Source organism: Natronoarchaeum rubrum (assembly GCF_024494695.1).
The window spans coordinates 171,980-193,478 of sequence record NZ_JANHDP010000003.1 but is presented as its reverse complement, the minus strand read 5'-3'; the positions used below and the strand labels follow the sequence as shown (position 1 = coordinate 193,478).

Below are 21,499 nucleotides of genomic sequence, written 5' to 3'. Positions count from 1 at the left end.
CGGACTGTCGATCCCCTCGAACGTTCTTACAGCGTCCATCCGCGACAGAAGTTGTGGGTGGCAAGCACCTTCCCGTCGTCGGTGATGTAGACGCCGACGCCGCCGCTCTCCCAGCGCTCCCGGAGCATGTTCTCGCGGTGGCCCGTGGAGTTCATCCACTGGCCGACCAGCGCCGTCGCCAGTTCCTCGTCGCTCTCGTAGGTCTCGACGGCGCCGCTGTCGGTCTCGACCGGTCGCCCCGCCCACGAGAGCGCGATGTTCTCGCCGTAGGCGCGACAGCCCGACGCGACCTCCCGGTACCGATCGAACGGCCCCTGCCCGTCGGGATTAGTGTGCGAGAAGTAGTCCCGGTCGGCCATGTCCTCGCTGTGGGCGCGCGAGACCGACGCCGCCGTCGGATTCCACTCCAGCGGGTCGAGCCCCCGCTCGGTTCGGCGCTCGTTGACCTTCTCGTGGACCAGTCGCTCGACGGTTCCGCTGTCGATCTCGACGCTCCCGTCGGTGTAGCCGGATTCGTTCGGATCGCCCGGTGCCATCTCGGCGCCGTCGTCGAGCGGGTCGGGAAGGCCGACGGCGCCGGGATCGACTCCGACGCCGACGGCCTGGAGCACGAACGCGGACGCGACGACGAACAGCGCCGCCACGACGACGAGTTTCACCAGTCCGAGAGCGACCGCCACCAGCGAGGTCACCAGTCGGTACGCGATCCGGAGCGGCGCGGCGAGCAGTCGGACGAACGTCGAGTCGGAGGTCATAGGGCGGGTAGCGGACGGCGGGGCGCTGATGTCGATCGGCGGCGCTGGCGGTCGTCGCGGCCGGTAGCGGTCCGTCGCCGCCGCCGATACCGGGCCGGCGTTGCGCCCCGGAATCCCGAATCGCTCTACGAGAAAACCGGCCTTGAGTATGTGGTCGTTACTCGCCCGCTGACCGAGATTCGCCTCGAACGACGAGCGCGAGAAGACGCCGCTCGACGGGGTAACGCGCCGCCGAGCGCCGAACAAATGGCTTAACCGCGTCCCGACCCTACTCGCCCGCGATGACGGAGGGGGAGATCGCACCCGATCCGGCGGCGTTCGCGCGCCTCGGACCGGACGTTCGCGCGGCGCTGTCCGAGCGGGGATTCGAGACGCCGACCGAGCCCCAGCGTCGGGCGATCCCGCCGCTTGCGGCCGGCGAGAACGCGCTGGTGATCGCGCCCACGGGGACCGGCAAGACCGAGACCGCGATGTTGCCGGTGTTCGACGCCATCGCGGAGCGGCGGAGGGCGGCCGCTGCCGAGACCGAAGCTGAAGCCGATCCCTACGAGGGGTTCGCCGCGCTGTATATCACGCCGCTGCGCGCGCTGAACCGTGATATGCGCGAGCGACTGGAGTGGTGGGGCAAGCAGTTGGACGTCGAGGTCGACGTGCGTCACGGCGACACGACCGACTACCAGCGCCAGAAGCAGGCGTCGGACCCGCCGGACGTGCTCGTCACGACGCCGGAGACGCTGCAGGCGATGTTTACCGGGTCGAAACTCCGCAAAGCGCTGTCGACGATCGACCACGTCGTGATCGACGAGGTCCACGAACTGGCGGCGTCGAAGCGCGGCGCCCAGCTCTCGATCGCGCTGGAGCGCCTGCGCGAGGTGGCGGGACCGTTCCAGCGGATCGGCCTCTCGGCGACGGTGGGTGATCCTCAGGAGGTCGCCGACTTCCTCACGGGCGGCCGGCCCTGCGCGATTCGGGAGGTCGACGTCGGGAGCCGGATCGACCTCGCGGTCAGAGAGCCCGAGATCACCGACGCCGACGAGACGCTTTCGGGGCAGCTGATGACCTCGGCCGAGATCGCCAGCCACGTCCGGGCGATCGCCGAGATCGTCGACGAGAACGAGTCGACCCTGATCTTCGTCAACACCCGACAAACTGCAGAGGCGCTGGGATCGCGGTTCAAAGCGATCGGACCGGACGGCTCGGCAGACGCTCCCGGCGCCGAGGTCTCGGTCGGCGTTCACCACGGCTCGCTCTCGAAGGAGGCCCGGATCGACGTCGAGGACCGGTTCAAGGCCGGCGAGATCGACGCCTTGCTGTGTACCTCCTCGATGGAGTTGGGGATCGACGTGGGCCACGTCGACCACGTCGTCCAGTACTCCAGCCCCCGGCAGGTCACCCGAATCCTCCAGCGCGTCGGGCGCGCGGGCCACCGCAGCGACCAGATCTCGCGCGGGACGATCCTCACGACCCGACCGGACGACACGTTCGAGGCGCTGGCGATCGCCCGCCGCGCGAAGGCCGGCGAGGTCGAGCGCCTGCCGATCCACGAGGGCAGTCTCGACGCCGTCGCGAACCAGATCGTCGCGCTGGCGATGGGCCACGAGGAGATCGGCGCCCGCGAAGCCTACGATATCGTCACCGCGGCGTACCCGTTCCGGAACCTTCCGGAGGAGACGTTCCGCGAAGTCGTCCGCGAACTGGCGGACAACCGGGTGATCTGGCTCGAAGAGGAGTACGACCGGATCGAGAAGACCGGCGGCACCTGGCAGTACGTGTACGCCAACCTCTCGATGATCCCCGACGAGGAGACCTACGAGGTCCACGACGTCGCCAGCGGCCGCCAGATCGGCACGTTAGACGAGCGGTTCGTCGTCAACTTCGCCCAGCCCGGCGAGGTGTTCATCCAGCGCGGCGAGATGTGGCGGATCACGACGATCGACGACGAGGAAAGCGAGGTGAAGGTCTCGCCGATCGAGGATCCCGCCGGCGAGGTGCCGTCCTGGATCGGCCAGGAGATCCCGGTCCCCGAGGCAGTTGCCGGCGAGGTGGGCGAGATGCGCCGCGTCGCAGGACCGCAGTTTTCCCGGGGTCCGTCTGAGAGCGGAATTGTGGACGCCGCCGCGGTCGCGGGTGAGTTCACCGGGCGCTATCCGACCGACCAGTTCACCGCGAGCGAAGCCTTAGAGCAGGTTCGGCGTCACGTCGAGGCGGGGTCGCCGTTGCCGACCGACGACCGAATTCTGATCGAGCGTCAGGGCCGGACCGTCGTGGTGAACGCCTGTCTGGGCCACACTGTCAACGAGACGCTGGGCCGGCTGCTGTCGTCGATGCTGGGCCAGCGTAGCGGGTCGTCGGTCGGGCTGGAGGTCGACCCGTACCGGATCGAACTCGAAGTGCCGACCAGCATCTCGACGCCGGAGATCGTCGAGGTATTGGAGGAGACCGACCCCGACCACGTCAGGGCGATCATCGAGCTGAGCCTCAAGAACTCCGACGCGCTGAAGTTCCGGCTCGCGCAGGTCGCCGAGCAGTTCGGCCGAATCAAGCGCTGGCAGGGCGACGCGAGCGTCTCCCAGAACCGCCTGCTGGCGGCGCTCGAAGATACCCCCGTCTACGAGGAGGCCGTCCGCGAGGTGTTCCACGAGGACTTGGCGGTCGACGCCGCCGGCGAGGTGCTGGACGCGATCCAGTCGAGCGAACTCGTCGTCGAGACCGTCGGCGGCCACACGCCGATCGGTGCCGGCGGGCGCTCGTCGGGCCAAGAGTTGCTCTCCCCGGAGAACGCCGACGCGAGCGTCATCGAGACGGTCCGCGAGCGCATCCAGAACGATCGGGTGATCCTGCTGTGTCTCCACTGCACCGACTGGAAGACCTCGAAGCCGGTGCGCAGGGTGCGCGACCGGCCGACGTGTCCCGAGTGCGGCTCGACCCGGATCGCCGCGCTGAATCCGTGGGCCGACGAGGTGGTACAGGCGGTCCGCTCGCAGGATAAAAACGAGGAGCAAGAGGAGATGACCGAGCGGGCGTTTCGGTCCGGGAGTCTCGTTCAGAGCCACGGCAAGCAAGCCGTCATCGCGCTGGCGGCCCGCGGCGTCGGGCCGCACAACGCCGCCCGGATCATCAACAAGCTCCGGGAGGACGAGGACGCGTTCTACCGGGACATTCTGGAGCAGGAACGGCAGTACGCGCGGACGCAGTCGTTCTGGGACTGACCGACCGCGAGCGGTTCGCCCGATTGGAAATTCGTCGTCGGTGTTCGTGCTCGCGCGCGGATCGATCAGTCAACTATGATCCGTCCGCGAGAACGACCAGCTACGTGTCGTGTGGCGATCCGAGTCCGAGAGCGTTTATCTACCCGTGCTAACGAATCTCGAGACAATGGACCTCCTCTTCATCGACGAGAACGGCGATCGGGGAGTCGTGCGGCGAGATCGGTCGGTAGAGTACGACGGCGATATCGCGGGTGAGGTGCAGACAGTGGTCTCGAACGTCGAAACGGCGATCGATAGTCCCGATCCCTCACCGGAGAAGGTCTACGAGGAGTTGGTTATCGAGCTTCCTCGAAGATGCCACGTCGTCGAAACGCGGATTCGAGAGCATTGATCGGTGCTCGTGGCGATCAGCTGTTCCGCCGCTGAACGCAGGTCTCGCGACGGTCCCGGAGAAGAATCCGCGTTACTACCGCCCGTTACTGCAGATAGCCCAGTTCCTCCAGTTGCTGCTTCCGCGCGCCGCTGATGTCGACCTCTTCGCTCGTCTCGGCGCGCTCGAACGAGTCGAGCCACTCGTCGAGTTGCTCTTCCATCTCCGTCACCATCTCGGGGCGCTCGTTCTCCAGACTCGACCGCTCGGCCGAGTCCTCGGCGACGTGATACAGCTCTCTGGTGCCGTCAGAGCCGCGGATGAACTTGTACTCCTCCGTGCGCACAGCTCGGAGCGACCGGTCGAAGCGGTAGACGTACTCGGGCAGCTCGCCCACCTGACGCTCCAGCGCGGCCATCGTCGGCTGAGGGTTCATGTACTCGGCGTAAAGTTCCTCGCGCGGTTCGGCGTCGGCGTCCGGATGGACCGACCGGCCCTGGAACCGCTCGCGGGCGTCGGGTGCGTCGACGCCGGCGGCGTCAAGCAGCGTCGGCACGAGATCGACGAGGCTCGTCAGGTCGTCGACCTCGTCGCCGTCCTCGAAGCCGGGGCCGCAGATCACGAGCGGGACGTGCAACAGTGTGTCGTACAGGCAGTACTGGTGGTCCATCATCCCGTGGTCGCCGACGTTCTCGCCGTGGTCGCCGACGACGACGAGGATCGTGTCTTCCCACTCGCCCGCGGCGACGAGCGCGTCGCGAAGCGCGGCGATCTGATCGTCGAGCGATGCGATCTCGGCGCGGTACAGCGCCCGGAGCACGTCGAACTCCTCGCTGGAGTGGTTGACGTTGCCGACGAGGTACTCCCAGGGATCCTGTTCGAGCGCCGTCGCGTCGGCGTAGTCGACGTCGTCGGGCAGGAACGTCTCGGCGTACTCGCGGGCCGGTTCGTACTCCAGGTGCGGTTCGATGCAGTTCGCGAACAGGAAGAACGGGCGGTCGTCGTTTCGGCCGCCGAGCCAGTCGTCGATCAGGTCGACCGTTCGCCCGGCACCGCTGTCGCGCCGAGCGTACGCCAGGCGAGCGTACGCCGCGTTGACGGCGTTACGTATCGGATTGCCGGACATCGCGCGTTCGAGAAGCCCTTGCGAGCGCTCCTCGTCTTGCACCTGGACCATCTCCCAGAGCATGTTGCCGTCGCCGGGGAGCAGCTGCCAGGCCTTCCGCAACCGGTCGAAGCCGCGTCCGAACCCGAACTCGTCGGTGATCCAGGTGTTGTTGGTGACGCCGAACGTCTCGTAGCCGGCGTCTCCGAGCAGTTCGGGGAGCGTCGGCAGCGCGCCGTCGAGGTGTTCGTGGCCCGAGTACGCCCCGTGCTTGGAGGGGTAACAGCCCGTGAACATCGATCCGTGCGAGGGTAGCGTCCACGGCGCCGCCGAAAACGCCCGAGTGTAGCGGGTGCCGGCCTCCCCGAGTTCCGCGACCGTCGGGGCGGTAGAAGATGTCACGTCGCTGTCCCGTGCAGTATCCATCACGACGACCGCGATATTCGGTGAGTCTCGCATAGGTTACAGGTGCGCTACGACGGATGCCCTGTAAGCCGTTATTGGGCTAAAAGTAGGTTCGCACCCCGTTCTATAATATATACTGACGCTTGTAGCCGATTGGTTTCGGTGCCGTCCGGCGTGGCGAGGATTGGTTCCCGTGGTGTGGTGCCGTGGAGCACGTCACGCGGGCGGGTCCAAGTTCAGCCGGTCGAGCTGATGCTCGGGCGCGTCGAGGGCCTCGAGGCCCGCGACCAGTTCCGCCCGTAGTCGCTCGCGCTCCTCGGTGCGCTCGTCGGCGAGGTTCGTCTCCTGGGTCGGATCGTCGCGAACGTCGAACAGCAACGGCTCGTCGAGCTGAGCGTAGCTGTCGGCCGCGAACCGCCAGACTGGACCGTCGGCGTGGGCGACGAACCCGCCGGCCTCGGCGTCGGTCTTCGGCGTCGTCGGCAGCGGGAACCCCCGGGCGTTCATCATCGTCGTCGAGTGGCAGTAGCTCTCGACCGACGGGTCACAGGGGTGGAGGTACGTGTACTCGCCGTCGGTGACGTTGACCGCCGATCCCCAGTAGCCGTACAGCGCCCGATCGCGGTGGGCGTGGAGATCATCGGCGTCGGCATCACCCGCGAGCAAGGGCAGGAGACTCCGGCTGTGGACGCGATCGGCGGCCTCGGCGTCGATACCGAGCAGATCCAGCACGGTCGCGTACAGGTCGACCGCCGAGGTGAGCGACGCGATCCGCTCGCCGTTGTGCGCGCCCTCGGGATGCCAGACGAACAGCGGCGTCCGCGCGAGCACGTCGTACACCGGCGGCTCGTTCTTCCCGACCCAGCCGTGCTCGCCGAGCAGGAAGCCGTGATCGCTCGTGACGATAACCGCGGTGTCGTCCCACAGCTCCTCGTCGTCTAACGCGTCGAGCACGCGCCCGAACCACTCGTCGGCCATGGTGACCTTGCCGGCGAACTGGGAGCGGACGAATTCGAGCTGGCGGTCGGAGAGTTGGCTTTGCCCTTCGTCGACCGGGCCGTAGTACGGCCAGACGTCGAGGTCGGGGTCGCGCGGGTCCTCGTCGGTGTACATGGAGGCGTACGGCTCCGGACAGTGGAACGGCTCGTGGACGTCGAAGCTGTCGACGTAGCAGAGCCACCGGTCCCACTCCCGGTTTGCGCGAAGCCACTCCGCGGCCCGCGAGAACAGCCGCGGTGCGAACGCGTTGCGCTCGTCGTCCTCGACGCCGCGCCGGGCGGCGTTCCGGGCGTACACCGACCGGTTGACGTAGCCGACGCCGCCGGGCGGGTCGGTCTCGCGATCGAGGGTCTGGTCGAGCAGGCGATCGTCGGGCTGTCTGGGGGCGGTCTGCCAGGCGTCGTACTCGTGGCCCCGCACGAACTCGAAGCCCGTGTAGTCCTCGTAGTAGCCGTGGGCGCCGTGCTGGAAGTAGTGGAAGTGATCGGTGATCAACTGGGTCAGGACGCCGTCGTCGCGCGCGACCCGTGCGAGGTGGTCGTCGGAGGGCTCGATCGGCCCCCAGGAGCGCCAGAGGAACTCCTGGACGCCGGCGTGCCACTCGCGCCGGGCGGGCATGCACGGCAGGCTCCCGGCGTAGTGAGTGTCGAACGTCGCGGCGCGCTCGGCGAACCGGTCGAGGTTCGGCGTCTCGACGCCGTAGTCGACGCAGTGGGGCTCGTCGGCGTACGCGCCGAGGAAGTCCCGGCGTAAGCTGTCGATCGAGAGCAGGAGGACGTTCGTCACGGTTCGTCCTCCGGAGGGATCTCGGTGTCGTCGCTCGACGCCGTTTCGACGCCGTCGAGCACCGTCGCGAACTCCGCGCCGGTCCGCAGGTCGCCGTCGACGAGCACGAACGGCCCGGCCCGGCAGGCGTCGCAGCGCTCCCGACAGGGTGCGATCGAGAGCTCGATCCCTCGCCGGCGCGCGGCGGTTCGACACTCCGCGGTGACGTTTCGCAGGCAGCACTCGACCGTCGGTACCATGGTCGACAGTTCGACGCCGCGGCTGTTAAACGGCCGCCGCGGAATCGCCGATTTCACCGCGTTGACCTGTCGGTAAGCTCTATACGTGGCGGTTGGCTTTTTGCCCGCTCGCGTCGGGGCCTCCCACGGGGGAGACCAATGGACGACGATACACGCACGCGACCGACCGGCGACGACGAAGGAAAGGACGTGATCGACGCCAGCGGCGAGCTCATCGGCGAGGTGTCCGAGCACCGCGGCGACACGCTCGTCGTCGACGCCGATCCGTCGATCACCGACCAGATCAAGTCGGTGCTGGGCTGGGGCGAGACGGACGACGTCTACCGCATCGACGAGACGGAGATCGACCGGATCTCGGACAACGCGGTCCACGTCCGGACGACCGAGCACGAGGATCCCGGCGGACGCGCGGGCGCCTCGGACGCCGGCGCCACCGAGACCAGCCCCGGCGGCGCGGCGACCGAGGCAGGCAGAACCACGACCGACGACGATCGGTCGCCGACGGGCAGGCAGACGGTCGACGATCGCTCGGACGACGAGCCGATGCCCGGCGAGACGACGGAGGGCGACGACGTGACCGGGACGGGAGACAGGACGATGGACGAAGGGTCCCACGGCGACGCCGGACACGACGACAGGGAGGGGCTCACAGACGACGAACTCCGGGAGGCCGGCGAGAGCGACACCGCCGAGGGTGTGCCCGACGACGAGCGCCGCCTGACGGACGACGACGCCGACGATTCGGATGACGGGCATCTGAGCGGCGACGATGACGACGACTCCGACGATGGCGTCCTGAGCGACGACGATGACGACGACTCTAGCAGGCACTGACCCCCTCGGCGCGCGCTCGCCGCTGGTCGATCCGCAACCTCCTTACTTCGGGTCGCCGTACGGTGGCACATGAACTTCGCGCCCGGGGCCTGGAAGTACGCCCTGTTCCCGCTGCTCGGTGCGTTTCCCGCGCTGTTTATCACTCCGGGCGCGACCGTCGGACTGCTCGCGATCGGCGGCGCCGTGCTGTTTTTCTACCGCGATCCCGAGCGGACGGCGCCACTCTCCGGCGTCGCAGCGCCGGCCGACGGCAAGGTATCGGTGCTCCGCGAAGAAGGCGACCGTGTTCGCGTCGGCGTGTTCATGAACGTCTGGGACGTCCACGTCAATCGCGCACCCATCGGCGGGACGGTCGAGACCGTCGAGCACGTTCCCGGCGCACACAGGCCGGCGTTCGCCAAGGAATCCGACCGCAACGAGCGCGTCCGGATCGAGTTCGAGGAGCACGAGGTTACGCTGGTCGCGGGGGCGTTCGCCCGCCGCATTCACCCCTATCTGGAGGCGGGCGAGACGGTCGAGCGCGGCGACCGGATCGGCCACATCTCCTTCGGCAGTCGCGCGGACATCCTACTGCCGCCGGCGTTCGATCGCGACGACCTGGCCGTCGAGCGCGGCGAGAAAGTGACCGCGGGCGAGACGGTGCTCGCGCGCCGCGGCGGCTTCGAGCTGGCTGAGGGCGCCGAACAGGCTGACGCCGACGCGGCGGCTGCCGACACGCCGGCTGCCGACGCCGACGGTGAGACCGACGCCGACGACGGGGCCGACGACCAGTCGGGCGAGCAACACGGCCTCGTCGACGACCGGTCGGCGACGGCCGACGCAGACGACGAGGGCGGAGACGACGACAGCCGGATCGAGGCGTCGGAACGGACCGGGATCGGGATGGTCGACGAACGGGAGTAAGGAGAGCAAAGGCGGTCGAAAAACGGCGTCAGCACTCGGCCTGCGATGTCGCTAGTAGCTCGCGAGCGTCGGCTCGACGCTCTCGATGGCGCGTTCGAAGTGGTCGGCGCCGATCACGATCTCGTCTGCGCGCTCGTCGGCTTCCTCCGGCCCCAGCTCCTCGGCCATCTCGCGGATCGCCAGCATCGACGCCTCGCGAACGACCGCTTCGAGGTCGGCGCCGGTGTACCCCTCCAGATCGTCGGCGAGGGCGTCCAGATCCACGTCGTCGGCGAACGGCTTCCCGCGGCCGTGGACCTCGACGATCGCGCGGCGGCCATCCTCGTCGGGTTCGGGCACCTCGACGTGCGTGTCGAGGCGACCGGGGCGGAGCAGCGCGGGGTCGATGGCGTCTTTGCGGTTCGTCGCCGCGAGCACGACGAGGTTCGGGTTCTCGACGAGCCCGTCGAGCTCCGTCAGCAGCTGCGAGACGACGCGCTCGGTCACCTCGTGGCTGTCCTCGCGCTGGGCCGCGATGGCGTCGATCTCGTCGAAGAAGACGATCGAGGGCGCCGACGTGCGAGCGCGCTCGAACACCTCGCGGACGGCCTTCTCGGACTCGCCGACGTAGCGATCGAGTAGTTCGGGGCCGTTGACGTGGACGAAGTTCACCTCGCTCTCGCCGGCGAGCGCGCGGGCCAGCAGCGTCTTGCCGGTGCCCGGCGGGCCGTACAGCAGGACGCCGCTGGGCGGTTCGGTGTTGGTCTCGGCAAAGAGGCGTTCGTACGCCAGCGGCCACTCGACGGCCTCGCGCAGGGTCTGCTTGGCGTCGTCGAGCCCGCCCACGTCGTCGTAGCCGACGTCCGGCGTCTCGGCGACGAACTCGCGCATCGCGGAGGGGTCGATCGCGGCCATCGCGGCGTCGAAGTCGGCTTTCGTCACTTCGAGGTCGGCCTCCGCGAGATCGTCGGCCTCGCCGCGGATCCGCCGGAGCGCGAGCATCGCCGCCTCCGAAACGAGCGCGTCGACGTCGGCGCCGACGAAGCCGTGGGTGCGCTCGGCCAGCGTGTCGACCGAGACGTCTTCCGCCAGCGGCATCCCACGAGTGTGAACCTGGAAGATCTCGCGGCGCCCCTCGACGCCGGGGACGCCGATCTCGATCTCGCGGTCGAAGCGGCCGCCGCGGCGCAGCGCCGGGTCGATAGCGTCGACGCGGTTCGTCGCGCCGATGACGATCACGTCGCCACGCGAGTCGAGCCCGTCCATCAGCGAGAGCAGTTGGGCGACGACGCGGTTCTCGACGTCGCCGGCGTCGTCGCGCTCGCCGGCGATCGAGTCGATCTCGTCGAAGAAGATGATCGTCGGCGCGTTCTCCGCGGCGGTCTCGAAGATCTCGCGGATGCGCTCCTCGCTCTCACCCTTGTACTTCGACATGATCTCCGGGCCGGAGACGTTGATGAACTGCGCGTTCACCTCGTTGGCGACGGCCTTGGCGATCAGCGTCTTGCCGGTGCCTGGCGGCCCGTACAGCAGGACGCCCTTGGGCGGGTCGACGCCGAGCCGGCGGAACAGATCCGGCTGGTCCAGCGGTAGCTCGATCATCTCGCGGACCTGCTCTAGCTCGTCGTCGAGCCCGCCGATGTCCTCGTAGCTGACCGCGGTGGGCGCCGTCGCCGCCGGCTCGTCGGCGTCGCCGGACGCCCCGTCCGGTTTGCCACCGCTCGCCGAACTGTCGGCCGACTGGCCGTCGGACGACCCGTCGTTCGACCGCGTGCCGTCGCTCGACGCCGACACGCCGCCGCTGTCGCTCGTCGCGTCGTTGTCCACCGATACGACCGTGTGGTCGGTCACGCGAACCGGCTCGTGGGGCGTGGTCGACTCGACGGTGAAGGGTTGGTCGGCGATCCGCTCCAGTCGAACCTGCTCGCCCTCGCTCACCGGCCGGTCGTGGAGCGTCTTCGTCGCGACGCGCTGGATCACTTGCTCGTCGACGTCGGACAGCGACGCCGGCGGCGACAGCGTCACCGACACCGCCTCCTCCAGCGAACCGTGCCGGACCGAGACGGTGTCGCCGATGCTGACGCCCGCATTGGCCCGCGTGTCGGCGTCGATCAGTACGGCGTCGACCGGAACGTCGTCGCCGGCGGGCCACACCTTCGTCGCGGTGACGCGGTCGCCCTCGATCACGACGGTGTCGCCGCTGAGCACGCTCAACTCGTTCCGCGCGGCGTCCGAGAGCCGCGCGACCCCGCGCCCGGCGTCGCGCTTCTGGGCGCCTTTCACCGTCAGCGAGATCCCGCCGCCGTCCTGCTCGCTCATGGCCCAGTTTTGCCGCCGGGCGGCCTTGAAGGATTCCCCTCGCCGTCCGGGCGTCGCGGTCGGGATCGTGCGCCGGTTGCGCGCCGCGGCGACGCCGACGCTCGGCTACTCCTCGCCGTCCCAGTAGTCGACGGCGTCCTCCTGCCGGTAGTAGCCTTCGAGCGTCCGCTCGTCGGTGCCGCCGGGCGCGGCGCCGTCGAGCACGCCGACTTTCTCGGAGTCCGGATAGACGAGCACCTCGGGCGTCGCCATCGTCGAGATCATCAGGTACCGGAGCGGCTCCTCGGAGTCGTTGATGATCCTGTGGGCGCCGTCCTCGCCGGCCGGCAGCGCGACGTAGTCGCCCGCGTCCAGCGACAGCTCCTTGTCGTCCCCGCGAAGCCGGCCCGTCCCGTCGAGCACGTAGAGCGCCTCTTCGTTGGCCGTGTGGTAGTGGTAGGGCCAGGATTTCTTTCCCGGCGGGAGCTCGTAGAGGCTACAGCCCAGTTCGTCACCGCCCGCCGCGTCGGCGAGGCGTTTGCGCCTGTACTCGGCGTCGCCGCGGTCGACCGAGGCCCAGTCGAGCTCCGACTCGTTTACCTTTCCCATGATGGTTGCTGGTACCGAGTTGTAAAATCTCTGTCCGAATCGGCAGTCGTGAGCGTACCGATCGAGTTCGCCGCCGGGGCAGTCGTGAGCTTACCGATCGACCCCGCCCATGATCGTATCGAGACTTCCCAGCGACGCGATCAGGTCGGCGACGTAGCCGCCGGTGCCGAACTCCGGCAGGGATTGCAGGTTCGAGAAGGAGGGGCCGCGGATCTTGAACCGAGCAGGCTTGTCGGTGCCGTCGGCGCGGATGTAGATGCCGAGTTCGCCCTTCGCGGCCTCCACGGCGCGGTAGATTTCGGTGTCGGGGTCGGGCTTGATCGTCCGCGGGACGTTGCTCTGGATGTTGCGCTCGTCCTCGGGCCAGTCCTCAAGCAGATCGACGCACTGTTCGATGATCTTGGCCGATTCTGCGACCTCGTCCAGTCGGACCAGCAGTCGGGAGTAGTTATCACAGCCCTCGCGGACGACGACGTCCCAGTCGAGTTCGTCGTAGTAGCCGTAGGGGTCGTCGCGCCGAAGATCGTAGTCGATTCCCGAGCCGCGGGCGACCGGTCCGGTGACGCCGTAGTTCTTCGCGGTCTCGGGGTCGAAGATTCCGGTATCGACGGCCCGCGCCTGGAGGATCTCGTTGTTCGACAACAGGTTGTGGTACTCCTCCATCCGTCGGGGCAGCTCGTCGAGGAACTCGCGGACCTTCTCGAAGAACTCCTCGCGGGGCTCGGGCAGGTCCCAGGCGACCCCGCCGAGTCGGAAGTAGTTGAACATCAGGCGCTGGCCGGTCAGATCTTCGAGAATGTTCTGGACGACCTCCCGATCGTTGATTGCGTACATGAACGTCGCGGTGAAGTCGCCGACGATGTCGAGCGCGTACGCGGCGGTCGCCAACAGGTGGCTGAGCGTCCGGCTCAACTCGGCGCTCATCGTCCGGATCACCTGCGCGTACTCGGGGACCTCGAGGTCGGCGAGATCCTCGGCGACGCGGGCGTAGGCCCACTCGTTGCAGAGCCCGGCGCCGCCCCAGTCCCAGCGGTCGGGGTAGGGCATGATCTGGTGGCGGTAGGTACCCTGCTGGCACATCTGCTCCTCGCAGCGGTGGATGTAGCCGATGTCGGGTTCGACGTCGACCACCTGCTCGCCGTCGAGCACCGTTTCGAGGTGCATCACGCCGTGCGTCGCGGGGTGGTGGGGACCGATGTTGAGCAGCATCGTCTCGGTCCCCTCGTCCCCGCCCTCGACGCGGCGATCTTCCTCCAGCGGGTTGGCGTTCTCGCTGTACGCGACCAGCTGCGGGCGATCCTGCGCGTAGTCCTCGCGCAGCGGGTGGCCCTGCCAGGTTTCGGGCAGGAGGATCCGCCGGAGGTCGGGGTGGTCGTCGTACTCGATGCCCAGAAGATCGTACGCCTCGCGCTCGTGCCAGTCGGCGGTTCGGAAGACGGGTTCGGCGCTCTCGCTGACGGGGGCGTCCGTCGGCGTCGGGACGACCACGCTGACCTCTCTGGTGGGATCGTCGTAGCTCCGGAGGTGATAGATCGTCTCGAACCGGTCCCCGTACTGCTGGGCCGTCGCACAGGCGAGGTGGTCGAAACCGGCCTCCTCTTTGAGCGTCGAAAGCACCGCCTGCACTTCGTCGGGGCGGATCACGAACCCCTCGGCGTTGACGTGGGTCTCGCGGTCGAGGACGTGCTCGTCCAGCAGGCTCTCCAGATCGTCGTAGTCGACGCCCCGTCGGTCCGCCGCGGCCGCGCTGGCGTCGTGTTCGAGACTCATGTTCGGATCACGCTCGGTCGATACGCTGACCTACGCGACGATACGGGTTCGTCTTGCTGCCTCAAAGGCGAGGTTATTTTAAAAGAGACGACCATGAGACGGCCGTGAGATACGTCAGGCTGGCGCTGGCGCTGCCGCCGGAGCGGCGTCACCCGATGCACCAGTTCGTCGTCGAGAGCGACGAGCACGGCGCCTCCCGGCAGCTCTCTTGGAGCGTCTCGGTCGACGGAACGATCTCGACGGTGTTCCGCGTCGAGGGGAGTCCCGACCGCTACGTCGACGCGCTGGAGACGGTCGATTCGATCCGCACCTACCACGTCGCGGCGTCCACGAGCGGCTTTTATCTCTACGTTCGCGAGGATCTTCCCGAGAGCGAGTTCGAACTCGCGACCGCGCTGGACCGCGACGGCCTGCTGATCGTCCCGCCGATCACGTACCGCGAGGACGGCTGCGCGGAGTTCTCGCTGGCAGGGGGTTCGGCCGCGGTGCAGGAGGCCGTCGACGCCGTGCCGGAGTCGATCGACGTCGACGTGCTCGAAATCGGCCAGTACAGGGGGCAGCCGTTCGACCGCGGCGGCGGCCTGACCGACCGGCAGCGCGAGGCCGTCCGCGCCGCCGTCGACTCCGGCTACTACGAGTCGCCACGCGAGGGAACCGTCGAGGACGTCGCCGCGGCGCTGTCGTGTTCGCCCGGTACCGCCGCAGAACACCTCCGGAAGGCCGAGGCGGCCGTGATGAGCGCAGTCGCCGGCGATCGCCCGGACCTGCCGGGACTGTGATACCTCGTCGTCGAACGAGCGACGAGACGTCGCCGATCGGACGACGACGCCGGAGAAACGACTTTACGGACTGCGATTCGAACGTGTGACATGGTGGTTCAGACCGAGCGCGACGAGATTACCTGGTACGAGTGCGAGGAGTGTGGCCTGCTGTTCGACGACGAGGGCGACGCGGGCAAACACGAGGAACACTGCAACGCAGAGGAGCCCTCGTACCTGCAGTAGCGGCGCGACGCCTCCGGCAGCGAGCAGTTACTCCGCCAGCCGCTCGCGGTGCTCGTCGGCCAGGTCCGCGGCCTGCGCTTTGGTCTGGGTCGTCTCCCAGCGTACGTTCGGGTCGGATCGGTACGACAGCGCGCTCTTGACGACGTCCCTGAGCATCCCCGTCTCGACGGCGACGGCCTCCCCGTCGGCGTCGCCGAACTCCGCGACGCCGTAGCGGTTCGGCGCGTCGCGGACCGCCGACCGATCGAGGTCGCGCCACTGTTTTCGGAGCGGCATCACTCGTCCTCGACGTATTCGGAGTCGATCCAGCCGTCGGACGCACCGCCGTCGTCATCATCGTCGGAGTCCTCGACAGACGCCGCTTCAGCATCGCCGGACGCCGCTGCGGCATCGCTGTCGTCCGGCGCCGCGTCGGCGTCGCGCTCGTGGGATGCGGCGCCGTCACCGTCCTCTGTCTCTGCAGCGGCGTCGTCGCCGTCGACGGCGTCCTCGCCGACGATCTCGTAGGACTGCTCGGAGAGTTCGTCCTCGGCGAACACGAACACCCGGCCGCGCGCGACCTCGGGATCGGCGTCGACGATGACCGAGTGACCGTCGGCGCGGGTGGTGACGCCGGGAAACAGCTCTTCTTCCTCGCCGGGGTCGACGAACACGCGGCCGACGCCGGTCGTCTCCAGGATGTCGTCGTGGGTGTTCCGGTCGTTGACGTAGGTCAGCACGCCCTCGGTGCCATCGGGATCGGTGACGAGGATCTGGACCAGCTTTCCGGGAGCCGTCTTGACCGTCCCCGCGGCTTTCTTCGGCGGGCCGTGGTAGAACACCTCCCGTCCGTCGAGGTACTCGACGGCGATGCCGTCCTCCGAAAGCTCCACCCCGATCGTCGACGGGGCGACCGTGTTGCGCGCGCTCATGTCGTCGCATTCGGCCGGGGCCGGGAAAAGCGCCGCGTTCGGCGGCGGCATCGCCGCGGACGCCACGGCGTCGTGATGCGCGCCGACCGCCAGCGGTAAATATTCGCTTCGGCGAGTAGAGGTATGAACGGACGAGCGGAGGCCCCGGCGGCGGGGACGGTGCTGAACGCCCTGGCCTGCGGGAAGGGCTCGGCGTTCGCGATCGACGCGTACACGACGGCCGAGGTGACGCTCGCCGACGAGTCGGGCGTCGAGGGCGAGATCGACGGCGCGCCCGACGCCGACACCCGGCTGATCGAGCGTTGCGTCGAACTCGCGACCGAGCGCTACGGCGACGGGCAGGGCGGGACCGTGCGCACCGAGAGCGAGGTGCCGATGGCGTCGGGACTCAAGAGTTCGAGCGCGGCCGCGAACGCGACCGTGCTCGCGACGCTCGACGCGCTCGGCGTCGCCGACGAGATCGAACGCGAGGAGGCCTGTCTGCTCGGCGTCGAGGCGGCCCGCGACGTCGGCGTCACCGTCACGGGAGCGTTCGACGACGCCTCGGCGTCGATGCTCGGCGGCGTCACCGTCACCGACAACGGGAGCGACGAACTGCTCGCCCGCGAGACCGTCGACTGGGACGTGCTGGTGTACACGCCGCCCGAGCAGGCGTTCAGCGCCGACGCCGACGTCGAGCGCTGCAAGCGGATCGCCCCGATCGCCGAGTTGGTCGCCGACCTCGCGCTCGACGGCCGGTACGGCCTCGCGATGACGGTCAACGGGTTCGCGTTCAGCGCTGCACTGGAGTTTCCCACCGCGCCGGCAGTCGAGGCGCTGCCCGACGCCGACGGCGTCTCGCTGTCCGGCACCGGCCCCAGCGTCGTCGCGGTGGGCGACCGAAAGGCACTCCAAGGAGTACGGGAGAGATGGGACAACAGGCGTGGGACAACATGGCTAACGACGACACAATCCACGGGCGCGCGGACGAGATGAGCTTAGAGGAGCTCCGCGAGGAGATCAGAGACATCGACCAAGGGATCGTCGAGTTGATCGCGCGACGCACCTACGTCGCCGACACGATCGCGCAGGTCAAAGAGGATCAGGGCCTCCCGACGACCGACGAGTCCCAGGAGGCCGCGGTGATGGAGCGGGCCGGCGAGAACGCCGACCAGTTCGACGTCGATCGCAACCTCGTCAAGGCGATCTTCCGGCTGTTGATCGAGTTGAACAAGGCCGAGCAGCGCGAATCCCGCTGAGGAACCGCCCCGGACGGTGGTGTTCTCGATGGTCGTCCGACGAACCTCGTCGGCGCGCTACCCGAACTGCACAACACTTCTGTGGCTCGGTGTCGACGGTATCGACGACAATGACCGACCCGGAACTCGACGCGTTCGATCACGAACGACACATGCGACGAGCCTTCGACCTCGCGCGCGAAGCCGCGGACCGCGGCGACGAGCCGTTCGGTTCCGTACTGGTGCGCGACGACGAGGTCGTCGCGACGGCGTCGAACCGCATCGTGACCGAATCGGACCTGCGGCGCCACCCGGAACTCGATCTCGCGAAGACGGCCCACCGCGATTTCTCGCCCGACGAGCGCGCTCGCACGGTGATGTACACGAGCACCGAACCGTGTCCGATGTGCGCGGGCGGGCTTCGGACGGCCGGCCTGGCTCGCGTCGTCTACGGCGTCGGCGCCGACGAGATCGTCGAGTTTGCGGGCGGCGAACCGTCAGTCCGCACAGCGACGATCCTCGACGGCGAGACAGACGTGACCGGGCCGCTGCTCAACGAGGAAGCGCGCGCGATCCACGAGGAGTTCGACTGGTAGGCCGTTCAGAGCACCTGTCGACTCAGACGGCGTGCTGGGGGATCTCGCCCCACTCGTCGAGCAGGTAGCCCAGCGCGAGCCCGTAGAACACGTGGTACAGCATCGAGACGACGAGGAACACTCCGATGCCGAGCGGCCCGGTGCTCGGCAGGAACACCATCACGAACGCGATCCAGTAGATCAGCGCGTACGTCACGCCGCGGGCGTACCGCGGCTCTTCTGGCGGGAGGTAGGCGCCGACGACGAGGAACTGGATCGGCAGGAACAGCGTGCCGCCCATGACGAACAGCGCGATGCCCAGCGCCAGGCTCGGTCCCAGCCCGAGGAACGAGCCGAACGTCGAAAACCGGACGATCGGGGCGGTGCTAAACAGATCCAGCAGCGCGGGGAGTCCCACGAGCACCGGGAGCATCGCCACCATCCCAACGAAGCCGCTGAGCATTGCGATCCCGATCAGGCGGAGCGTGATGGGGACCTCCGCCGCCCTCGCGGCCTCTCCGGCCGATACCGACCCGACGTTGGACTGTTCCGAACTCATGCGTGTAACAGATTTGCACTCCATAACGATAAATCAGGATGGTCGTGCGAGCGGCCGACGAACGCCCGGCGGTCCGCCGGCGCGCTTTCACCCGATCGGCGGCGTCGACTACCGGACATCCGAAACGTCGCCCTCGTCACCGCCGCCGGCGTCGTCGCCGGTCATCTCGTCGGTTTCCTCGCCGGCCGCGGACGCCACCTCGTCGGCGTCGATGACCGAGCTGAGCTGACTCTCGTCGACGGCGTCGTTCAGCGTTCCCGGATCGGTCACGGCGCTCAGGCCCCGCTCGTCGACCGCCGATTTGACCGCCCCGGCGTCGATCGCCGACTCGACGTTCTCCTCGTTCGCGGACGATTTTAGCGCTCGCCGGACCGCGACGTAGCCGACCAGCGCGGCGCCGCCGGTCGCCACCGCGCCGGGGACGCCGTAGCGCTTGTACCCGAACTTGACCGCCTTCTTTCCGATCGTGTAGGCGCCGATCATACTCACACGTCGGGTCCATGCGGGCAAGAGTTCGGGGCCACAGTGTGTAGGTCTGGTGCGGGCCCCCGATCGCTCGTCGCGGCGTGACGCCGCGTCGTCGGCCGATCGCGCACCTAGCCATATTGCAGAGCGCCTCGATAGCTTCCGTATGGACCTGTCATCACCGGGCAACCTCGACCAGATCGAGCCGGGCGTGTTGATCCTCGTGGGATTCGTGCTGTTCATCATCCCGGAGCCCGCGACGTCGGCGCTCGGCGCGGGACTGCTGTTGCTGGGCGCCAGCTGGTGGGTCTACGAGTGGGGCCGCTAGTAGAAGCGCTCGACCGACCGCCCGGTCACTCGCCCGGCGACGGCGTCCCGTCGAACGTCGTGTCGGGCGCGGCGTCGACGTCGAACAACCGATCCTCGGCGGGCGTCCGCTCGGCCAGCGAGTCCTGGAGACGCGAAGCGACCTCCTCGCGTAGCTCGGCCGCCAGTCCGACGTCGATGTCGACCGCCTGGGCGTCCTGTCCGGTGAGGCTGCGCGAGCCGGCGGTGTCGATCGTCAGCGTCGCGAGGTCGCGCCGGCGCTGGAAGATCGTCTGGCTGTCCAGCACCGTCTGCACACGGTAGTACGGCACGACGGTCGTCGTCCGGTTCCAGAAGCCCGCTCGGGTCACGACGTGATCGTCGCCGAGCGCGTAGCCGAGGTTGCGCCACTTGAGGTGGGCGGCGACGGGGATCAGCGGAACGGCGGCGAACAGCGCGTACCAGTACAGCTGGGTCGTCGTCGCGCGATCGGCGAGGAACGCCGCGCCGATCAGCACCGCGAGAACGATGCTGTACCGGGCGACGTACCGCATCCGGGCGCGCTTGGGCGGGCGCTCGAACGACGGGTCGCCGAAGCGCTCGACCGACTGGGCCAGGTCGATCACCCGCTCGCGCCTGGCCAGCGGGACCGCCGACTGCGAGCCGCCGGCCTGACCGGGCGAGGAACCCGCCGTCTCGATCGAGAGCGACGCGTAGCCGACGAGCCGCTGGAGGACGTTCTCGGCCATCGACACCGTCTGGACCTTACCGAGCGGGATCGTCCCGCTGTAGCGCTCGATCAGTCCCCGGTCGTACCTGAGTTCGTCGCCCCGCCGGACGAGCGTGAACCCGTAGTAGTTCAGCACCGCGACGACGCCGCTGGCCAGCGCCGTCACGGCGTAGAGCGCGATCGCGGCCAGCGGCGCGACGACGAACGCGGGCCCGGCTACCAACATCTGCTCGGCGACTGCCGGCCCGAACAGCGGCGCCAGCACCGTCACGAGCGGCAGGAATCGCAGGTCGATCGACACCAGCCCCAGCATCGTCAGCTCGCGGTCCGAGATCGCGAACAGCTGTTCGACATCCGCTTTCTCGTCCGCGCGCTCGTCGTCGGACGCCGCGTCGCGGTCGGCTTTGCCCGTCTCGTCCCGAGCGACGAGGCGCTTTCGGCGGCCGATCTCGTTCTGTAGGCGATCGGCCTCGTCGACGTCGACGTACCGGAGCTGGGCCTCCGCCGAGCTCCCGCCGGCGGTCTCGACTGTCACTTCGGCGAGCCCCAGCACGCGCTGGATCACGTTCCGGCTGATCGAGACGTTCTGAACGCGGCGGTAGGGAATCTCCCGGTCGCGCGTCGAGAGCACGCCCGACCGGAGGTCGAACGTCGTCTCGGTCAGGTCGTACTCGAAGCGCTGGTAGTACAGCACCTCCCAGACGACGACGGCGACGAGGAGCGTTCCGACGATCCCCAGCAGCCCCGCGGCCTGCAGCCCGTCGCCCGAGAGGAGCGTCCCCGAGAACGCGAAGATGACGAGAAAGCCCACGAACTGCCAGACGCGCTGGGCCGCCCGATAGGGGATCGACAGCGGGTGCAGCGTCGTCATACGGCGTCGTCACCGTCCGCGAGGATCGCCAACTGCTTGAGCCGCTCCTGCATGTCGTCGGCCCGCTCGGACGTCAACCCGGGGATCGTCACGTCGGCGCCGCGCGTCCCCGCGGTGTAGACGACCGACGACGCGAGTCCCACCGACCGCTCGACGGGGCCGCGGCTGGCGTCGACGTGCTGGATCCGGACGTAGGGGACGACCGTTCGCACGCGCGTCAGGACGCCGCGTTCCAGGTACAGCGCGTCCTCGCGGACCTCGTAGGTCCAGATCCGGTAGCGAAGGATCGAGTGGATCATCACGAGCGTTCCGACGATCGCGAACGTCGCCGCCCCGATCCAGCCGGCGCCCGCGACGAAGAACGACGCGACCGCGCCGACGATGACCGAGAGGATCGCCGCCGACAGCAGTCCCTGGAGCACCCAGACGATCCGGACGCGGGAGTCCAGCCCCCGCGGCTCGATCGTCAGATCCGACGCCGTCACGTCGTTCGCGACCCGCTCGTCCGGGACGATCGAGTCCCTCGGTTCGGCGTCGTCGTGCACGTCGCCGGAGGCGTCGAAATCGGATGCTTCGGCTCCGCTCGTCGACGGTTCGTCG

General features: G+C 68.5%; 21 protein-coding genes and 2 pseudogenes. 10 read left to right on the top strand and 13 right to left on the bottom strand.

Annotated elements, in window-relative coordinates; all coding sequences use genetic code 11:
- Positions 1-26: 26 nt before the first annotated feature.
- A complete protein-coding gene (locus NO931_RS08610; protein ID WP_256391248.1) occupies positions 27-755 on the bottom strand; it encodes a CAP domain-containing protein in 729 nt (242 codons plus the stop codon).
- A gap of 281 nt (positions 756-1,036) precedes the next feature.
- Between NO931_RS08610 and NO931_RS08605 the strand changes: the two genes are divergently transcribed.
- Entirely contained in the window at positions 1,037-3,964 is a 2,928-nt protein-coding gene (locus NO931_RS08605) for a DEAD/DEAH box helicase (protein ID WP_256391247.1), read from the top strand.
- A 166-nt stretch (positions 3,965-4,130) separates the two neighbouring features.
- Positions 4,131-4,355 (top strand): hypothetical protein, encoded by a 225-nt coding sequence (locus NO931_RS08600; RefSeq protein ID WP_256391246.1) that lies wholly within the window; start codon positions 4,131-4,133, stop codon positions 4,353-4,355.
- Positions 4,356-4,440: 85 nt separating this feature from the next.
- On the opposite strand, the gene NO931_RS08595 is transcribed toward NO931_RS08600, so the two are convergent.
- The 3 genes from NO931_RS08595 to NO931_RS08585 all read right to left on the bottom strand — a co-directional run bounded on the left by NO931_RS08595 (position 4,441) and on the right by NO931_RS08585 (position 7,868).
- Positions 4,441-5,898 carry a sulfatase family protein gene (locus NO931_RS08595; protein ID WP_256391245.1) on the bottom strand — a complete coding sequence of 486 codons (1,458 nt, stop codon included), beginning with the start codon at positions 5,896-5,898 and terminating at the stop codon, positions 4,441-4,443.
- A 162-nt stretch (positions 5,899-6,060) separates the two neighbouring features.
- Entirely contained in the window at positions 6,061-7,629 is a 1,569-nt protein-coding gene (locus NO931_RS08590) for a sulfatase family protein (protein WP_256391244.1), read from the bottom strand.
- Positions 7,626-7,868, bottom strand: coding sequence for a YuzB family protein (locus tag NO931_RS08585; RefSeq protein ID WP_256391243.1), 243 nt, complete (start codon positions 7,866-7,868; stop codon positions 7,626-7,628). Before NO931_RS08585 ends, NO931_RS08590 begins: the two co-directional genes overlap by 4 nt.
- A gap of 138 nt (positions 7,869-8,006) precedes the next feature.
- Here NO931_RS08585 and NO931_RS08580 point away from each other — a divergent pair, with 138 nt between their 5' ends.
- Together NO931_RS08580 and NO931_RS08575 are read left to right on the top strand one after the other, a co-directional pair.
- A complete protein-coding gene (locus NO931_RS08580) occupies positions 8,007-8,702 on the top strand; it encodes a DUF8593 domain-containing protein (protein ID WP_256391242.1) in 696 nt (231 codons plus the stop codon).
- A 69-nt stretch (positions 8,703-8,771) separates the two neighbouring features.
- A pseudogene (locus tag NO931_RS08575) lies at positions 8,772-9,368 on the top strand (protein sorting system archaetidylserine decarboxylase); the annotation flags it as partial.
- A gap of 288 nt (positions 9,369-9,656) precedes the next feature.
- Here the strand turns inward: NO931_RS08575 and NO931_RS08570 are convergent.
- The 3 genes from NO931_RS08570 to NO931_RS08560 form a co-directional block, all read right to left on the bottom strand.
- Positions 9,657-11,903: an AAA family ATPase gene (locus tag NO931_RS08570; protein ID WP_256391241.1), complete on the bottom strand. Its 2,247-nt coding sequence runs from the start codon at positions 11,901-11,903 to the stop codon at positions 9,657-9,659.
- A 105-nt stretch (positions 11,904-12,008) separates the two neighbouring features.
- Positions 12,009-12,491: a cupin domain-containing protein gene (locus NO931_RS08565; RefSeq protein ID WP_256391240.1), complete on the bottom strand. Its 483-nt coding sequence runs from the start codon at positions 12,489-12,491 to the stop codon at positions 12,009-12,011.
- Positions 12,492-12,581: 90 nt separating this feature from the next.
- Positions 12,582-14,261, bottom strand: a complete 1,680-nt coding sequence (locus NO931_RS08560; protein ID WP_256391239.1) for an NADH-quinone oxidoreductase subunit D — start codon at positions 14,259-14,261, stop codon at positions 12,582-12,584.
- A gap of 104 nt (positions 14,262-14,365) precedes the next feature.
- Between NO931_RS08560 and NO931_RS08555 the strand changes: the two genes are divergently transcribed.
- Complete coding sequence (locus tag NO931_RS08555) at positions 14,366-15,040, top strand: helix-turn-helix domain-containing protein (protein WP_256391238.1); 675 nt, start codon at positions 14,366-14,368, stop codon at positions 15,038-15,040.
- Between the two features lie 90 nt (positions 15,041-15,130).
- Positions 15,131-15,265 carry a DUF7128 family protein gene (locus NO931_RS08550; protein ID WP_256391237.1) on the top strand — a complete coding sequence of 45 codons (135 nt, stop codon included), beginning with the start codon at positions 15,131-15,133 and terminating at the stop codon, positions 15,263-15,265.
- A gap of 27 nt (positions 15,266-15,292) precedes the next feature.
- On the opposite strand, the gene NO931_RS08545 is transcribed toward NO931_RS08550, so the two are convergent.
- The gene (locus NO931_RS08545) at positions 15,293-15,541 is read right to left on the bottom strand and encodes a DUF7508 domain-containing protein (protein ID WP_256391236.1); all 249 of its coding nucleotides are present in this window, start codon (positions 15,539-15,541) and stop codon (positions 15,293-15,295) included.
- A 212-nt stretch (positions 15,542-15,753) separates the two neighbouring features.
- Positions 15,754-16,176 (bottom strand): annotated as a pseudogene (locus NO931_RS08540) (DUF5796 family protein); the annotation flags it as partial.
- A gap of 123 nt (positions 16,177-16,299) precedes the next feature.
- On the opposite strand from NO931_RS08540, the gene NO931_RS08535 reads away from it, so the two are divergent.
- The 3 genes from NO931_RS08535 to NO931_RS08525 all read left to right on the top strand — a co-directional run bounded on the left by NO931_RS08535 (position 16,300) and on the right by NO931_RS08525 (position 17,989).
- Entirely contained in the window at positions 16,300-17,151 is an 852-nt protein-coding gene (locus NO931_RS08535; protein ID WP_256391235.1) for a shikimate kinase, read from the top strand.
- Positions 17,109-17,414 (top strand): chorismate mutase, encoded by a 306-nt coding sequence (locus tag NO931_RS08530; protein ID WP_256391234.1) that lies wholly within the window; start codon positions 17,109-17,111, stop codon positions 17,412-17,414. The genes NO931_RS08535 and NO931_RS08530 overlap by 43 nt, the downstream gene beginning before the upstream one ends.
- A gap of 110 nt (positions 17,415-17,524) precedes the next feature.
- On the top strand, positions 17,525-17,989 hold the full coding sequence (locus NO931_RS08525; protein ID WP_256391233.1) for a nucleoside deaminase: 465 nt from the start codon (positions 17,525-17,527) through the stop codon (positions 17,987-17,989).
- A 22-nt stretch (positions 17,990-18,011) separates the two neighbouring features.
- Here the strand turns inward: NO931_RS08525 and NO931_RS08520 are convergent, their stop codons facing one another.
- Together NO931_RS08520 and NO931_RS08515 are read right to left on the bottom strand one after the other, a co-directional pair.
- On the bottom strand, positions 18,012-18,527 hold the full coding sequence (locus NO931_RS08520; protein WP_256391232.1) for a DUF6789 family protein: 516 nt from the start codon (positions 18,525-18,527) through the stop codon (positions 18,012-18,014).
- Between the two features lie 108 nt (positions 18,528-18,635).
- Positions 18,636-19,010 (bottom strand): hypothetical protein, encoded by a 375-nt coding sequence (locus tag NO931_RS08515; protein ID WP_256391231.1) that lies wholly within the window; start codon positions 19,008-19,010, stop codon positions 18,636-18,638.
- 148 nt (positions 19,011-19,158) lie between these two features.
- Between NO931_RS08515 and NO931_RS08510 the strand changes: the two genes are divergently transcribed.
- Entirely contained in the window at positions 19,159-19,320 is a 162-nt protein-coding gene (locus NO931_RS08510) for a hypothetical protein (protein ID WP_256391230.1), read from the top strand.
- 25 nt (positions 19,321-19,345) lie between these two features.
- Here NO931_RS08510 and NO931_RS08505 read toward each other — a convergent pair whose 3' ends face one another.
- Together NO931_RS08505 and NO931_RS20830 are read right to left on the bottom strand one after the other, a co-directional pair.
- Positions 19,346-20,899 (bottom strand): PH domain-containing protein, encoded by a 1,554-nt coding sequence (locus tag NO931_RS08505; RefSeq protein WP_256391229.1) that lies wholly within the window; start codon positions 20,897-20,899, stop codon positions 19,346-19,348.
- Positions 20,896-21,282: a PH domain-containing protein gene (locus NO931_RS20830; RefSeq protein WP_375142029.1), complete on the bottom strand. Its 387-nt coding sequence runs from the start codon at positions 21,280-21,282 to the stop codon at positions 20,896-20,898. The genes NO931_RS08505 and NO931_RS20830 overlap by 4 nt, the downstream gene beginning before the upstream one ends.
- Positions 21,283-21,499: the final 217 nt, after the last annotated feature.